Raw genomic sequence first — 14,286 nt, forward strand, 5'->3', positions numbered from 1 at the left:
ATGAGCAGCTCTACTGCTACGCCGACCTACGTGCCGAAGACGCGCGTGGGCAAGGTCACCGACTACGTCGACTCCCGGGTCGGCGGCTCGGGGATCGTCAAGGAGTTCGGCCGGAAGATCTTCCCCGACCACTGGACCTTCATGTTCGGTGAGGTGGCGCTGTACACCTTCGTCATCCTGCTGATCTCCGGTACCTGGCTCACCTTCTTCTACGATCCGTCGATGGCAGAGACGCACTACGAGGGCAGCTACCTGCCCCTCCGCGGCGTCGAGATGTCGGTGGCCTACGCGTCGTCGCTGGACATCTCCTTCGACATCCGCGGTGGTCTGTTCATGCGGCAGATCCACCACTGGGCGGCGCTGCTGTTCGTGGCCTCGGTCGCCGTGCACATGCTCCGCGTCTTCTTCACCGGTGCGTTCCGCCGCCCGCGCGAGTTCAACTGGGTCGTCGGCTGCGTCCTGCTCATCCTGAGCCTCGCCGCCGGCTTCACCGGCTACTCCCTCCCTGATGACCTGCTGTCCGGTAACGGGCTGCGCATCATCGACGGCGTCATGAAGGCCATCCCCGTGGTCGGCACCTACCTGAGCTTCTTCCTCTTCGGCGGGGAGTTCCCGGGCACGATGATCATCGGGCGCCTGTACGTGCTGCACATCCTCCTGATCCCCGCGGTGATCCTGCTGATGATCGGTATCCACCTGTTCATGGTCGTGCTGCACAAGCACTCGCAGTTCCCCGGCCCGGGCCGGACGAACACGAACGTGGTCGGCTACCCCGTGGGCCCTGTCTACGCGGCGAAGGCCGGCGGCTTCTTCTTCATCGTGTTCGGTGTGCTCGCCGCGATCGCCGCAGCGTTCACCATCAACCCGATCTGGAACTACGGCCCGTACGACCCCTCGCCCGTGTCCGCCGGTACGCAGCCCGACTGGTACATCGGCTGGGTGGACGGCGCCTTGCGCCTCATGCCCGGCACGCTCGGCGACAACTTCGACTTCGAGTTCATGATCCCGTTCCCGTGGGGCGTCAATGCGCTCTCCCTGAACGTCCTGATCCCCGCCCTGGTGCCCGCCATCATCGTCTTCACCCTGATGTTCGCCTGGCCATGGATCGAGGCCTGGGTCACCAAGGACAAGCGTGAGCACCACCTGCTGAACCGCCCCCGCAACGCTCCGACCCGTACGGCCATCGGTGTCGCCGGCATCACGTTCTACTGCGTGCTCTGGGCCGCTGCCAGCTCGGACCTCATCGCCACCCACTTCCTGGTGTCGCTGAACGACGTGACCTACTGGCTGCGCTTCCTGGTGATCTTCGGGCCGATCCTCGCCTTCATGGTCACGCGCCGCATCGCGCTGGCCCTGCAGCGCAAGGACCGCGAGATCGCCCTGCACGGCCGCGAGACCGGACGTATCGTGCGCCTGCCGCACGGTGAGTTCATCGAGGTCCACGAGCAGGTCGACGACTACAAGCGCTACCAGCTGGTCGCCTTCGAGTCGCCGGAGGTCATGGTCCCCACGCCGGACGCCGACGGCAAGGTGAGCCTCCTCGACAAGGCCCATGGCCGTATCTCCCGCTTCTTCTTCGAGGATCGGGTGGCGCCTGTGACGCCGAAGGAGCTGGCGGCCTCGCATGGAGACCACCATGACGAGATCGCCGGCGCCAAGGACCGCGAGTCCATCGCGAGTCACTAGCACCTGAGAAGTGCCGATCGAAGGGCCCGGACCTCGCGTCCGGGCCCTTCGTCGTTCCTGCACCGCGCGATGAGAGGGGAAGCCGCATGAGCGGTCCTTCCACAGCCCGCACCCGGTCGACGACGGACAGGGCGGCGGTCGCCGTGAGCGAGATCTTCGCGCCCGAGGTCCTCCTGTGCCTGTTCCTAATCGCCGCGGCCCTGCAGGCCGCCGCATGGCCCGGGAGTGCGCTCTTCGCCGGCGTGGCGGTGGGTTTCACCACCGCGCTCCCCCTGGCCGGCGTGCTCTTGCTGGTACGCCGCGGGCGGCTCGTGGACCACCACATCAGCGACCGCCGCCAACGCTCCCCGGTCCTCGCCGCGACGCTCGCGTCGATCGGCGCGGGGCTCGCCCTCCTCCTGCTCCTCGACGCTCCCCGCTCGTCATCGGGGCCGTGCTGTGCACGGTAGCAGGCGTCGTGTCCGTGCTCGTCGTCAACCTCTGGTGGAAGCTCTCCGCTCATTCGGCGATCGCCGTGTTCGTCGTCGTCGGAGCCCTCGCCGTGTTCGGTGCGTGGGCGGCCCCGCTCGCACTGATCCCTGTGGCCGTAGGCTGGTCCCGCGTACGACTGGCGGCCCACACCCCGGGCCAGGTGGTGGCCGGCGCCGCCGTCGGAGCCGCCATCGGAAGCGCGTTCGCGCTCCTCGCCCTGTGAGGCGCCGCCTTGAGCTGCCGGGCCCGGTCACCCTAGAGTGATCGCCAACGACCAGTGCCAGGAGCTCCCATGTCCCTCGTCCGCGTGCACAACTTCTCGATCTCCCTCGACGGTTTCGGCGCCGGCGAGGGCCAGCAGCTCGACGCCCCGTTCGGCCACGCGGGCATGCGCCTCATGGAGTGGGCGGTAGGCACGCGTACCTTCCGCGAGATGGGCCTTCCGGGAGACGGTCCGGGATCCTCCGGTGTCGACGAGGCGTTCGCCCGCGCATGGGGGCCCGGCATCGGCGTCGAGATCATGGGACGCAACAAGTTCGGTCCCCAGCGCGGTCCGTGGGAGGACGAGGAGTGGAAGGGATGGTGGGGCGACACCCCCGTCTTCCGCACGCCCGTCATCGTGCTGACCCATCACCCCCGGCCGACGGTGGAGATGGACGGCGGCACGACGTTCCACTTCGTCGACGCCGACCCGGTCTCGGCGCTCGCACAGGCCCGCGCCTTGGCCGGAGACCTGGATGTCCGGATCGGCGGCGGCGTCGCAACGGTGCGGCAGTTCCTAGAGGCCGACCTGATCGACCACCTCCACATCGTCCTCGTCCCGATTATCCTCGGCCGGGGCGAGCGGCTCTGGGACGGACTCGAGGCGCTTGAGCAACGCTTCGACATCGAGGCGACCCCGTCACCCCGCGGCGTCATCCACCTGACCCTCACCCGGCGGACCGCGTCCGTGGCCCCGTAAGGGAAGGTCCTGCAGGCCCGAGGTGATCCTGCAGGAAAATCACTGCGAGGGCCGCACGCTGCCGACCTGCAGGAGTAGACTGACGCCCCCACGACGAATCAGGTGTCTGATGGAGATCCATCGCAGGCAACGAAAACACACGCACGACGTCGGCCCGTCCTCGGAGAAGACCAAGGCCCGGCGCTCGCTCTTCGACGGGATCGATGCTGCCGCCCGCACCTTCCTCGGACCCGCGGACCGCACCGACGGCCACAGCACGGTGGTGCACCTGCACGATGCGGCCGAGGACACGTCGAACGAGACGCTCCGGTCCATCGACGTCTATACGGACTCCGCGGGCCACCACTACGCGCAACGCCGGGTGGAGCGGCGCCCCTCCGACTAGCCGCGCCGCGATGGAGGGCCAGCCTAGCCGAGGCGTTTGGAACTGTAGGCGCGCGGCGTACGCACACCGGGCCGCTGCAGGGGTACCCACAGCTTGTAGCGATCGGCGCGGTAGTAGGACACGGAGTAGTCGATCATGGCGCGCGCAACATAGGCGTGCCGCTGGATCTTCAGCAGCGGGGCATTCATCTCCACGTTGAGCAGGCGCGCGATGGACGGTGACGCTGCGGTGGCCTCGATGGTGTCCTCCCCCCACTCCATGACGAGGCCGTACTTCTCGCTGAGTACGTTGTAGAGCGAGGTGGGCGGTGGGCCGTCGAGAAGCCCCTTCACACGGTGCGCCGGGAGGAAGTTCTCGTCCACGCTCATGGGCTCGCCGTCGGCCAGGAGCTGCCGTCGGAACCGCACCACGGGCTGGCCGATCTCGATCTGCAGCTCCCGCGCCACCAGGGGCGTGGCGCCCTGCTGTTCGAAGCTCAGGACGCGCGCATCCGGCACCATGCCGCGCCGGATCATCTCCTCGGTGTAGGAGGTCATCTTCATGTGCAGGTCCATCTTGGAGCGCGCCACGAACGTCCCGAGTCCCACGACGCGTTCGAGCACCTCCTCCGCGACGAGGGCGTCGACGGCCTGCCGCACGGTCATGCGCGCCACCCCGAAGTACTCGCTCAGCTGCCGCTCGGACGGTATGCCGGCTCCGGGCTCACCGAACTGGCGCACGTAGCGCCGCAGGCTCTCCCGCAACTGGACGTGCTTGGGGGTGCCGGATGCCTCGTCGAGGCGGTCCGCGTCGAAGGGCCTGGGCAACACGCCCATGGGTCGGTCTCCTCGCTCCGGAGGTGTCCCCGGTGCGGGGCCCATCCGGACTGTAGTCCATCAGACTGTACCCATACGACAAGGGAGCCCGCACATGGCGGGCTCCCTTGTCGTGAACTATGCGGGGGGTACTAGCGGGGGGGTACTAGTGGGCGTGGTACCCACGGCTGTACTCGAAGACCCAGCCGACGAGGGCGATCGCCGCCAGGCCCAGGCCGATGTAGAGGATCCAGAAGCCGATCGCGATGCCGAGGAAGCCGGTCGCGGCGGCGAGGCCGAGGACCAGGGGCCACCAGCTCCAGGGGCTGAAATGACCCTGCTCGCCCGATCCCTCGTGGATCTCGGCGTCGAGCCGGTCCTCGGGGCGTGCTCCGACGCGCTTGGCGGTGAAGGCCAGGTAGAACCCGATCATGCCGGCGAGACCGCCTACGAGCAGGATCCCGAGGAACCCGACCCATTCAGACCATTCGGTCAGCCACCCGTAGATGAAGGCGACGGGCACGAAGATCGGCACACCGATCAGGAACAGGTTCTTCTCGATCCTCATGATTTGGCATCCTGTCGGTCAGCCGAGCCCATGAAGCTGGCGGCGCTGTCGTCGGGGGTGTGCGTCTGCTGCAGCTCCGGGTGGTGCAGGTCGAGCGCTGGGCGCTCGGAGCGGATGCGGGGCAGCGAGGTGAAGTTGTGGCGCGGCGGCGGGCACGACGTCGCCCACTCGAGCGAGGCGCCGAAGCCCCACGGGTCGTCCACCTCGACCTTCTTGCCGGTCCGCCACGTGATGTAGACGTTCCAGAAGAACGGGATCAGGGAGGCGCCCAGGACGAAGGAGCCGATGGTGGAGAACTGGTTCATGGCGGTGTAGCCGTCCTCGGGCAGGTAGTCCGCATATCGGCGGGGCATGCCCTCGACGCCGAGCCAGTGCTGGATGAGGAACGTGGCGTGGAAGCCGAGGAACAGCATCCAGAAGTGGATCTTGCCGAGGCGCTCGTTCAGCATCTTGCCGGTGAACTTGGGCCACCAGAAGTAGAAGCCCGCGAACATCGCGAACACCACGGTCCCGAAGACCACGTAGTGGAAGTGTGCCACCACGAAGTAGGTGTCCGAGACGTGGAAGTCGAGCGGCGGCGAGGCCAGGATGATGCCGGTGAGGCCGCCGAAGAGGAACGTGACGAGGAAGCCGAGGCTCCACAGCATCGGCGTCTCGAAGGTGAGCGACCCCCTCCAGAGCGTACCGATCCAGTTGAAGAACTTCACGCCGGTGGGCACCGCGATGAGCATGGTCATGAAGGCGAAGAACGGCAGGAGCACCGCGCCCGTGACGTACATGTGGTGCGCCCACACCGTCACGGACAGAGCGGCGATGGCGATCGTCGCGTAGACCAGGCCCTTGTAGCCGAAGATCGGCTTGCGGCTGAACACCGGGAAGATCTCCGAGACGATGCCGAAGAACGGCAGCGCGATGATGTAGACCTCGGGGTGGCCGAAGAACCAGAACAGGTGCTGCCACAGGATGGCCCCACCGGCTTCGGGGTCGAAGATGTGGGCCCCGAAGCGACGGTCGGCGCCGAGCGCGAAGAGCGCGGCGGCCAGCGGCGGGAAGGCCATCAGCACGAGGATCGAGGTGATGAGCGCATTCCAGGTGAAGATGGGCATGCGCCACATGGTCATGCCGGGGGCGCGCATGCAGATGATCGTGGTGATGAAGTTGACCGCGCCGAGGATGGTGCCGAACCCGGACAGTGCGAGCCCGAACACCCAGAGGTCCCCACCCACGCCCGGGGAGAACGTGGTGCTCGACAGCGGGGCGTACGCGAACCAGCCGAACGACGCGGCGCCCTGCGGGGTGATGAACCCGGACACGGCGATGGTACTGCCGAATAGGAAGAACCAGAACGCAAGGGCGTTCAGCCGCGGGAAGGCGACGTCGGGAGCACCGATCTGCAGCGGCATGACGAAGTTCGTGAAGCCGGCGAACAGCGGCGTCGCGAACATGAGCAGCATCACGGTGCCGTGCATCGTGAAGAGCTGGTTGTACTGCTCCTTCGTCTGCAGGATCTGCATGCCGGGCTCGAAGAGCTCGGCACGGATGATCAGGGCCATCACACCGGCGAAGCAGAAGAAGACGAACGAGGAGATCAGGTACATGAACCCGATCGTCTTGTGGTCGGTCGAGGTGATCCAGTTGACGACGATCCGTCCCTTGGACCGTGGGACCACGCGGGGAGCGGCTACGGTGCCGGCTTCCTCAAGGGTGTATTCGAAGGTGGACATCAGCTGCTGCTCCTGGCTGGGTCGGTATCGGGATCATCCTCCGGGTAGGAGTCGCGGTCGTACTCGTCGCCGAGCTGTCCGTCCTCGAGCCGGTCCATCTGCGCGTCGAACTCAGCCTGGGAGACCACCTGCACGTTGAAGAGCATCTCGGAGTGGTACTGCCCGCACAGCTCCGCGCACTTGCCGTCGAAGGTGCCCTCCTTGGTGGGCGTGAGGTTGATGTAGTTCGTGCGGCCCGGGTAGAGGTCGCGCTTCATCAGGAAGCCGGGAACGAAGAAGGAGTGCTGCACGTCGCGGGCGTTGAGCTGGAGCTCGACGGTCCTGTTCACGGGCAGGTAGAGCGTGGGCAGGTCGGCCTGCTGACCGGTCTCGCCGGTGAGGTGGGCCTGCACGCCGGTGGAGTACTTGTCCTCGGTGACGTAGTTGAAGTCCCACGACCACTGCTTGCCGCGGACATCGACGATCACGTCCGGGTCCTCGACCCGGGCGTCGATCGTGTTGATGTCGCGCTCGGTGAAGTAGAAGAACACCAGCACCATGAACAGCGGGATCGTCAAGTAGAAGATCTCGAGCGGCAGGTTGTAGCTCATCTGCCGGGGGTAGCCGGTGTCGTTCTTCCGACGGCGGTAGGCCACCATGCACCAGATGATCAGGCCCCACGTGATGACACCGACGGCCAGGGCCGCGATCCACGAGTTGACCCAGAGATCGGTGATGGCCGCGGTGTGGTTGGTGTTGTCCCGGTCAGCCGGGAGCCAACCCTTTTGGGCTTCTGCCGAACAGCCGGTCAGTAGGAGGGCGCCGGCCAGCGTGATGCTGGAGATCTTTGCGATCCTGACGCGCTTGCTACCGGTTCGGTCCTGCGAACTCACAGACGGACCTTCCTTTTCTACGTGCGTTGCCACCCGCGCGGAAAGCGGCCCGGGGTGCACATCCAGTTTTACTACTCACTGTAGAGCTTACCCGGAAGACCCGCGATCCGGTGACATGCGAAAGGCCCGGAACACTCCCCTTCGGGATGGTCCGGGCCTTCGCCTCGTGCTAGTGGAACTGATGGTGCCGTGGCTAGTGGAAGGAGTCGCCGCAGGCGCAGGAGCCGCCCGCGTTCGGGTTGTCGATGGTGAATCCCTGCTTCGAAATGGTGTCCTCGAAGTCGATGGATGCGCCGGACAGGTACGGCACGCTCATCTTGTCCACGATGACCTCGACTCCGTCGAAGTCACGGACGGCATCGCCGTCGAGGACGCGCTCGTCGAAGTACAGCTGGTAGATCAAACCGGAGCAGCCGCCGGGCTGCACGGCGACCCGAAGGCGGAGGTCCGTGCGGCCCTCCTGCTCGAGGAGGCTGCGCACCTTGCCTGCGGCGACGTCGGACAGGTTGACCTCGTGCGCAGGAAGATCCGTGGACTCCTGCAGGGCCGCTGCTTCGGTGGTCGGTGTGCTCATTGTGTCTCTCCTAGCTCGGACCCTGGTGGATCCACTCGTGCGTCCGCGGTGTGGCGCGCAGGGCTTGGTCCAATCCTACGCCGGGCCCACTCCCCTTCTAACGGCCGGGAGGGCCGAAACATTTCCGCACCCGCTGACCCTCCCGGTGCGGGCGTCAGCCCCGGTCGCGGTGCAGGCCGCCGTCGTTGATCCGTGCGAGGAGGATCGCCTCGGCCAGGACGGCCTTGCGGAACTCGTCGAGGTGCAGCGATTCGTTGGCGCTGTGGGCCCTGGAGTCCGGGTCCTCCACGCCGGTGATGAGGATCTGGGCGGAGGGGAAGAGCTCCGTGAGGTCCGCGATGAAGGGGATGGAGCCGCCCATGCCGGCTTCCACGGCCGGCACGCCCCAGGCCTCCTCGAGCGCCTCGAGCGCCAGCCGCGAGGCCGGCTCGCTCGTGTCGGTCAGGAAGGGGCTGCCGGTCTCCCCCGGCGTGAAGGTGACCCGTGCCCCGAACGGGGCGTGGCTCTCGACGTGGGCGCGGACCGCGTCCATGGCGGATTGCGGGTCCTGCCCGGGCGCGAGGCGGAGGCTGAACTTTGCGCGCGCCCGCGGGAGCAGCGTGTTCGAGGACAGCGCCACGCTCGGGATGTCCATGCCGATGATGGACAGCGCCGGCTTGTGCCACAGCCGGGAGGCGATGGAGCCCGTCCCGGCGAGTTCGACGCCGTCGAGGACCGAGGCGTCCGAGCGGTAGTCCTCCTCGGCGTAGTCCACCGTGGCGTGGTCGCCGGCCTGCAGGCCGGCGACGGCGACGTCGCCGGCGTCGTCATGCAGGGTCGCGATGAGGCGCGCGAGGAGCGTCGGCGCGTCGAGGACGGGTCCGCCGAACATGCCGGAGTGCACCGCGTGGTCGAGGACCTGCACCTCGATGGTGCCGTCCACGAGGCCGCGCAGGCTCGTGGTGAGCGCGGGCACGCCGACCTTCCAGTTGCTGGAGTCGGCGACGACGATGACATCGGCCGCGAGGTCGTCTCGGTAGGTCTCGAGGAAGGAGCGGAACGTCGGCGACCCGGCCTCCTCCTCCCCCTCGATGAAGAGCGTCACGCCGACCCCGAACGCGTCCCCGAGCACGTCGGAGAGGGCCCGGAACGCGCCGACGTGCGCCATGATGCCGGCCTTGTCGTCGGCCGCGCCGCGTCCGTAGAGCCGTCCGCCACGTTCGGTGGCCACGAACGGTTCGGTCTCCCAGAGGGCGGGATCGCCGGGGGGCTGGACGTCGTGGTGCGCGTAGAGGAGGACCGTCGGGCGGTCGCCGACGGCGGGGCGGCGCGCCACGACGGCGGGACCGCCGGGGGTGCCGTCGTTGTCGACGCGCAGGATGCGGACGTCGTCGATGCCGGCGCCGCGGATCAGCGCGGCCACCGCCTCGGCGCTGCGGTCGAGGTCGGCGGCGTCGAAGGCCTCCCAGGCGATGCCGGGGATGGCCACGAGGCCGGAGAGTTCCTCGACGATCCGGGGGAACGCCGCGTCGACGCTCGCCCGGAGCTGCTCGACGACGCCGGTGGGCTCGTGCGGATGCTCGGTGGGGGTGCTCATGGAAGTCATGCCAGAACCCTACACAGCCCGCGTCGGGGGCGGCCGCGGCCGGGCCTCCGGGCGAATCGTCCGGCCCCGACCGGCGGCGCAGGCGCGGTGAGCCGGTATCCTGAGGGGGTGTTCGGACGAAATAAGGAAGCATCCACTGCCCAGGAAGTCGTTGACAGCGCTTCACCTACCCACGAGACCCAGCGCGTCCAGGGCAAGGGGGCCCCGACGCCCAAGCGGAGCGTGCAGCAGGCCGCGCGCAAGCGGCCGCTCGTGCCCGCCGACCGCAAGGCCGCCCGGGACAAGAACCGGTCCGCCGTGCGCGACGACCGCGCCAGGATGCGCCAGGCCCTCGACACCGACGACGAGCGCTACCTGCCCCTGCGGGACAAGGGCCCCAACAGGCGCTTCGTCCGCCAGTTCGTCGACGCGCGCATCAACATCGGCGAGTTCCTCATGGTCGCCGCGCTGGTGTTCGTGGTCCTGAGTTTCTTCCAGTCCCTGGCGGTGCAGAGCGCCGTGCTCCTGGCGTTCTGGTTCCTCATCGTCGCCGTGATCGTGGATTGCATGCTGCTGCGGCGCAAGCTGAAGAAGAAGCTGACGGAGAAGTTCGGCGGCCCCAACCAGGGCGACCTCTGGTACGGGGTGACCCGCGCACTCCAGCTGCGCCGCCTGCGCCTGCCGAAACCGCAGGTCAAGCGCGGGCAGTACCCCTCCTGAGCTGCGGCAGGGCGAGCAGGGGCCGAGGATGACAGAAGAGCCGGGCCTTCGGGCCCGGCTCTTCTGTCTGCTCGGCGGTGCCGGCGGGTGCGGGGCGGTCGTCAGGCCGCCCCGCGGCGCGCCAGCCCGCGGTTGATCCGGCGCGCCCAGAACGGCCCCTCGTAGAGGAAGGCCGTGTACCCCTGCACGAGGGTGGCGCCGGCCTCGAGCCGCTCGATGACGTCCTCGGGCGTCTCCACGCCGCCGACGGACACGATGGCGAGCCGGTCGCCCACGGCGGACCGGAGCCGGGTGAGGACCTCCAGCGAGCGGGCCTTCAGGGGCGCCCCGCTGAGGCCGCCCACGCCCTTGGCCATGACCGTGGCGGCGTCCGTGGCGAGGTTTTCGCGCGTGATGGTGGTGTTCGTGGCCACGATCCCGTCGAGCCCGAGATCCAGGGCCAGCGCGCCGACGTCGTCGAGGTCCTGGTCCGTGAGGTCGGGGGCGATCTTCACCAGGAGCGGCACGTGCCGGCCGGCCGCGCCGTCGGCCGTGGTGCGGACGGCCTCCAGCAGGGGGCGGAGGGACTCGACACTCTGCAGCAGCCGGAGCCCGGGCGTGTTCGGTGAGGACACGTTCACCACGAGGTAGTCCGCGACAGGGGCGAGCTCGCGGGCGCTCACGAGGTAGTCGGCGACGGCATCGGCGATGTCCACCTTCTTCGTCTTGCCGATGTTCACGCCGACGACGGGTCGGCGGGTCCCGTGGCGGCGCGTCAGCCGCTGCCGCGCGGACCGCAGGCGGGGCGCGACGGCCGCGGCCCCGTCGTTGTTGAAGCCCATCCGGTTGATCACGGCGCGGTCCTCGACGAGCCGGAACAGGCGGGGCGCGGGATTGCCTGGCTGCGCCTGGCCGGTGATCGTCCCGATCTCCACATGCCCGAAGCCGAGCGCGGTCAGCGACAGCACTCCCTTCCCCGCCTTGTCGAACCCGGCGGCGAGGCCGAAGGGGGACGGGAACTCCACCCCGAAGGCCGTGGTGGCCAGGCTCGCATCGGGTGCGCAGAAGCGGCGCAGGCCCCAGCCCACGGGAGTGCGATCGACCGCGCGGATGAGGGCGAACCCGATCCTGTGGGCCCTCTCGGCGTCCATTCCCGAGAAGACGAGCCGGAAGAAAGTCGGGTAGAAATGCATGGGTCAAGAGTTCCATGATGGATACAGGTGCAACAACTCGGGGCGGCGGGAGGAGGATCGTGTCCGGCATGGACGAGCCCTGGAACGAGGACATCCTCGGTCCGTCCTTCCGTGCCCTGACCCTGCCGCTGGACCCCGACGACGAGGGCCCGCGGGTCGCCACCCTCGTCGCCTACGAGCCGGACGTCGCCGGCGGCCCCGCCGAGCAGGCCGGCCCGGCGCGCGCCGTGCTGTACGTCCACGGCTTCAGCGACTACTTCTTCCATGAGGAGCTCGCCCGGACCCTGCACCTGCACGGCTGGGCCTTCTTCGCCCTCGACCTCCACAAGTACGGGCGGAGCCTGCTGCCCGGTCAGACCCCGGGATACGTGACCTCGCTCGAGGAGTACGACGCGGACCTCGAGGCCGCGGTCCGCGCGCTCGAGCAGCGGCTCACGGAGCGCCGCGGCACCCCGACCGCCGTCGACCTCGTCCTGATCGCCCACTCGACCGGGGGACTCGTCGCCACGCTGTGGGCGGCCCGCAATCCGGGCCGGATCGCCGCGCTCGTGCTGAACAGCCCGTGGCTCGACACCCTGGGTACGGCGCCGCTGAAGCAGGTGACTCGCAGCATCCTGGGTGCGGTGTCCCGCAGACGACCGAAGCTGCGCCTGCGACTGCCCGAACCCGGGTCCTCCTTCCGGAGCATCAGCGACACGCGTGAGGGCGAGTGGGACGTCAACCCGGCGTGGCGGCCCGAGGCCGGCTTCCCCATCACGGTCGGCTGGCTCGCAGCCGTCCTCGACGGGCACGCGAGCCTCGCGAGGGGGATCTCGGTCAGTGTCCCGGTCCTCGTCCTGTGCTCGGCGGCCTCGACCCTCGGCCTCGCATGGAAGAGCGCGAAGCTCGCGACGGACAGCGTCCTCGATGTGGAGCCCATGGTGCGCCGTGCGGCCGCTATCGGCCCGAAGGTGACCATCCGGCGGCTCCCCGGTGCCCTGCACGACGTCTTCCTGTCCCGCGGCGAGGTGCGCAGGCTCGCCGCGGACAGCGCGGCATGGTGGCTGGACGCGTACGTCCCCGTGAGGGCGGTCGATGCCGGCAGGGCCCGCGCCGTCCGGTCCCCTGCCGAACCCTTACCTGCCACACCCTTACCTGCCACACCCTTACTTGCCACGCCGTCCCCTGGCCCGGCCCGGGAGAACTGACCGTCCGGGGACCGGCGGTCAGGAGGACAGACGGGTGGTGGCGTGGTCCACTGCTCCGCCGTAGCGGCGGTCCCGTGACGCGTACTCCTCGATCGCGCGCCAGAGCGTCCGGCGGTCGACGTCGGGCCAGAGGGTGTTCATGAACACCATCTCCGCGTACGCCGACTGCCACAGCATGAAGTTGGACAGGCGCTGCTCGCCCGAGGTGCGCAGGAAGAGGTCGACGTCCGGCAGGTCCGGTTCGTCGAGGTAGCGCTGAATGGTCTTCTCGCTGACGGACGACGCCTTCAGCGTCCCGGCGGCGACATCCTCGGCGATGGCGCGGGCGGCGTCGGCGATCTCGGCGCGGCCGCCGTAGTTGACGCACATGGTGAGCGTGCACGTGGTGTTGTCCACGGTGTGCCGCTCCGCTTCCTCCAGCTCGCGGATCACCGACTGCCACAGCTTCGGACGGCGCCCGGACCAGCGGATCCGGACGCCCCACTCGTTGAGCTGGTCCCGCTGGCGCCGCAGCACGTCCTTGTTGAAGCCCATGAGGAACCGCACCTCCTCGGGCGACCGCTTCCAGTTCTCCGTACTGAACGCATACACCGAGACGTGCCGCACCCCGATCTCGATCGCGCCGGCCATGACGTCGAGGAGCGCGGCCTCCCCGGCCTTGTGACCGTCCGTGCGCGGCAGCCCCCGCTCGTTGGCCCAGCGACCGTTGCCGTCCATCACGATCGCCACGTGCTCAGGAACGAACTGCCGCGGGATGGACGGCACCTGCTCGCCGCTCGGGTGGGGCCAGGGTGCCACCGGCCGGGCTGGGTTCTTCATGCACGCTCCACATGTTTGAGGGAGGCGACCCCGCGTTCGAGGTGCCATTGCAGGTAGGCCCCGACGAGCCCCGCAGCCTCGCGGCGCGCACCGCTCTCCGACGCGTCCGCGGTGACCCAGTCACCCGTGAGGAGTGCCCCGAGGAGGTCCATCGTGGCGGCCGACGGCGAGGCGGCCCCGGGCGGCCGGCAGACCGGGCAGACCGCTCCGCCGAGGGGTGCCGAGAAGGCCGAGTGGGGTCCCGGGGCGCCGCATCGCGCGCACTGCGTGAAGCTGGGCGCCCATCCCGCCGTGGCGAGGGCACGAAGCAGGTAGGAGTCGAGGATGAGTTCCGACGGGTGCAGGTCCCGGCTGAGGGCCGAGAACGCCCCGGCCACGAGGGCGTACTGCGCTCCCCCGGCCTCACCGATGTCGGTCAAGCGCTCGGCGGTCTCGGCGATGGCGGTCGCGGCCGTGTAGCGCCCGTAGTCGGAGGCGATACCGTGCCCGTAGGCGCCCTTCGTCTGGGCCTGGGTGATGATGTCGAGGTTGCGTCCGTGCGCGAGCAGGAGATCCACCGCCATGAACGGCTCGAGGCGCGACCCGAACTTGCTGCTGGTACGCCGTACCCCCTTGGCCACCGCGCGGACCTGGCCCTGGTCGCGGGTCAGCAGCACGATGATGCGGTCCGCTTCACCGAGCTTGTACGTGCGCAGCACGACACCTTCGGTGCGGTAGGTACGCGATGGGGAGGAGGACGGCACGGTTCCATTCTCCCACCTGCCACCCCCGCCCAGGCGGATGCCCGGC

The 14,286-nt window shown here is 68.8% G+C and carries 16 protein-coding genes; 7 read left to right on the forward strand and 9 right to left on the reverse strand.

The window, feature by feature from the left end:
* From qcrB to AC4D2C_RS05985, 5 genes are all read left to right on the forward strand, one after another.
* Complete coding sequence (gene qcrB / locus AC4D2C_RS05965) at positions 1-1,686, forward strand: cytochrome bc1 complex cytochrome b subunit (RefSeq protein ID WP_490913378.1); 1,686 nt, start codon at positions 1-3, stop codon at positions 1,684-1,686.
* A gap of 86 nt (positions 1,687-1,772) precedes the next feature.
* Positions 1,773-2,135, forward strand: coding sequence for a hypothetical protein (locus tag AC4D2C_RS05970; protein WP_490913379.1), 363 nt, complete (start codon positions 1,773-1,775; stop codon positions 2,133-2,135).
* A gap of 8 nt (positions 2,136-2,143) precedes the next feature.
* A complete protein-coding gene (locus tag AC4D2C_RS05975; RefSeq protein ID WP_490913381.1) occupies positions 2,144-2,380 on the forward strand; it encodes a phosphatase PAP2 family protein in 237 nt (78 codons plus the stop codon).
* A gap of 69 nt (positions 2,381-2,449) precedes the next feature.
* Positions 2,450-3,118 carry a dihydrofolate reductase family protein gene (locus AC4D2C_RS05980; protein ID WP_490913383.1) on the forward strand — a complete coding sequence of 223 codons (669 nt, stop codon included), beginning with the start codon at positions 2,450-2,452 and terminating at the stop codon, positions 3,116-3,118.
* Between the two features lie 109 nt (positions 3,119-3,227).
* Positions 3,228-3,503, forward strand: coding sequence for a hypothetical protein (locus tag AC4D2C_RS05985; protein WP_490913385.1), 276 nt, complete (start codon positions 3,228-3,230; stop codon positions 3,501-3,503).
* Between the two features lie 23 nt (positions 3,504-3,526).
* Here the strand turns inward: AC4D2C_RS05985 and AC4D2C_RS05990 are convergent, their stop codons facing one another.
* The 6 genes from AC4D2C_RS05990 to AC4D2C_RS06015 all read right to left on the reverse strand — a co-directional run bounded on the left by AC4D2C_RS05990 (position 3,527) and on the right by AC4D2C_RS06015 (position 9,611).
* Positions 3,527-4,318, reverse strand: coding sequence for a GntR family transcriptional regulator (locus AC4D2C_RS05990; RefSeq protein WP_490905880.1), 792 nt, complete (start codon positions 4,316-4,318; stop codon positions 3,527-3,529).
* 145 nt (positions 4,319-4,463) lie between these two features.
* The gene (locus tag AC4D2C_RS05995; RefSeq protein WP_490905877.1) at positions 4,464-4,865 is read right to left on the reverse strand and encodes a cytochrome c oxidase subunit 4; all 402 of its coding nucleotides are present in this window, start codon (positions 4,863-4,865) and stop codon (positions 4,464-4,466) included.
* Entirely contained in the window at positions 4,862-6,589 is a 1,728-nt protein-coding gene (gene ctaD, locus AC4D2C_RS06000) for an aa3-type cytochrome oxidase subunit I (RefSeq protein WP_490913386.1), read from the reverse strand. Before ctaD ends, AC4D2C_RS05995 begins: the two co-directional genes overlap by 4 nt.
* Positions 6,589-7,461, reverse strand: coding sequence for an aa3-type cytochrome oxidase subunit II (ctaC, locus tag AC4D2C_RS06005; RefSeq protein ID WP_490913388.1), 873 nt, complete (start codon positions 7,459-7,461; stop codon positions 6,589-6,591). Before ctaC ends, ctaD begins: the two co-directional genes overlap by 1 nt.
* A 193-nt stretch (positions 7,462-7,654) precedes the next feature.
* On the reverse strand, positions 7,655-8,035 hold the full coding sequence (locus tag AC4D2C_RS06010) for a HesB/IscA family protein (RefSeq protein WP_490913390.1): 381 nt from the start codon (positions 8,033-8,035) through the stop codon (positions 7,655-7,657).
* Positions 8,036-8,189: 154 nt separating this feature from the next.
* Positions 8,190-9,611: a dipeptidase gene (locus tag AC4D2C_RS06015; RefSeq protein WP_490914019.1), complete on the reverse strand. Its 1,422-nt coding sequence runs from the start codon at positions 9,609-9,611 to the stop codon at positions 8,190-8,192.
* A gap of 117 nt (positions 9,612-9,728) precedes the next feature.
* Between AC4D2C_RS06015 and AC4D2C_RS06020 the strand changes: the two genes are divergently transcribed.
* Entirely contained in the window at positions 9,729-10,319 is a 591-nt protein-coding gene (locus tag AC4D2C_RS06020; RefSeq protein ID WP_490908141.1) for a DUF3043 domain-containing protein, read from the forward strand.
* Between the two features lie 101 nt (positions 10,320-10,420).
* Here the strand turns inward: AC4D2C_RS06020 and AC4D2C_RS06025 are convergent, their stop codons facing one another.
* Positions 10,421-11,491, reverse strand: a complete 1,071-nt coding sequence (locus AC4D2C_RS06025) for a quinone-dependent dihydroorotate dehydrogenase (RefSeq protein WP_490913391.1) — start codon at positions 11,489-11,491, stop codon at positions 10,421-10,423.
* Between the two features lie 68 nt (positions 11,492-11,559).
* Here AC4D2C_RS06025 and AC4D2C_RS06030 point away from each other — a divergent pair, with 68 nt between their 5' ends.
* Positions 11,560-12,678 (forward strand): alpha/beta hydrolase, encoded by a 1,119-nt coding sequence (locus AC4D2C_RS06030; protein WP_490913392.1) that lies wholly within the window; start codon positions 11,560-11,562, stop codon positions 12,676-12,678.
* 18 nt (positions 12,679-12,696) lie between these two features.
* Here AC4D2C_RS06030 and AC4D2C_RS06035 read toward each other — a convergent pair whose 3' ends face one another.
* Together AC4D2C_RS06035 and recO are read right to left on the reverse strand one after the other, a co-directional pair.
* On the reverse strand, positions 12,697-13,497 hold the full coding sequence (locus tag AC4D2C_RS06035) for an isoprenyl transferase (RefSeq protein ID WP_490913394.1): 801 nt from the start codon (positions 13,495-13,497) through the stop codon (positions 12,697-12,699).
* Positions 13,494-14,240, reverse strand: coding sequence for a DNA repair protein RecO (recO, locus tag AC4D2C_RS06040; protein WP_334209985.1), 747 nt, complete (start codon positions 14,238-14,240; stop codon positions 13,494-13,496). The genes AC4D2C_RS06035 and recO overlap by 4 nt, the downstream gene beginning before the upstream one ends.
* Between the last annotated feature and the right edge of the window lie 46 nt (positions 14,241-14,286).

The organism is Arthrobacter sp. TJ-240, assembly GCF_058269195.1.

Bases quoted from the DNA above. Each gene is read 5' to 3' on its own strand.
- AC4D2C_RS06010 (WP_490913390.1), bottom strand. From the start codon at position 8,035: ATGAGCACACCGACCACCGAAGCAGCGGCCCTGCAGGAGTCCACGGAT.
- AC4D2C_RS06015 (WP_490914019.1), bottom strand. From the start codon at position 9,611: ATGAGCACCCCCACCGAGCATCCGCACGAGCCCACCGGCGTCGTCGAG.
- AC4D2C_RS05990 (WP_490905880.1), bottom strand. From the start codon at position 4,318: ATGGGCGTGTTGCCCAGGCCCTTCGACGCGGACCGCCTCGACGAGGCA.
- AC4D2C_RS05980 (WP_490913383.1), top strand. From the start codon at position 2,450: ATGTCCCTCGTCCGCGTGCACAACTTCTCGATCTCCCTCGACGGTTTC.
- AC4D2C_RS05985 (WP_490913385.1), top strand. From the start codon at position 3,228: ATGGAGATCCATCGCAGGCAACGAAAACACACGCACGACGTCGGCCCG.
- AC4D2C_RS05995 (WP_490905877.1), bottom strand. From the start codon at position 4,865: ATGAGGATCGAGAAGAACCTGTTCCTGATCGGTGTGCCGATCTTCGTG.
- ctaD (WP_490913386.1), bottom strand. From the start codon at position 6,589: ATGTCCACCTTCGAATACACCCTTGAGGAAGCCGGCACCGTAGCCGCT.
- qcrB (WP_490913378.1), top strand. From the start codon at position 1: ATGAGCAGCTCTACTGCTACGCCGACCTACGTGCCGAAGACGCGCGTG.
- AC4D2C_RS06030 (WP_490913392.1), top strand. From the start codon at position 11,560: ATGGACGAGCCCTGGAACGAGGACATCCTCGGTCCGTCCTTCCGTGCC.
- AC4D2C_RS06025 (WP_490913391.1), bottom strand. From the start codon at position 11,491: ATGCATTTCTACCCGACTTTCTTCCGGCTCGTCTTCTCGGGAATGGAC.
- AC4D2C_RS06035 (WP_490913394.1), bottom strand. From the start codon at position 13,497: ATGAAGAACCCAGCCCGGCCGGTGGCACCCTGGCCCCACCCGAGCGGC.
- AC4D2C_RS05970 (WP_490913379.1), top strand. From the start codon at position 1,773: ATGAGCGGTCCTTCCACAGCCCGCACCCGGTCGACGACGGACAGGGCG.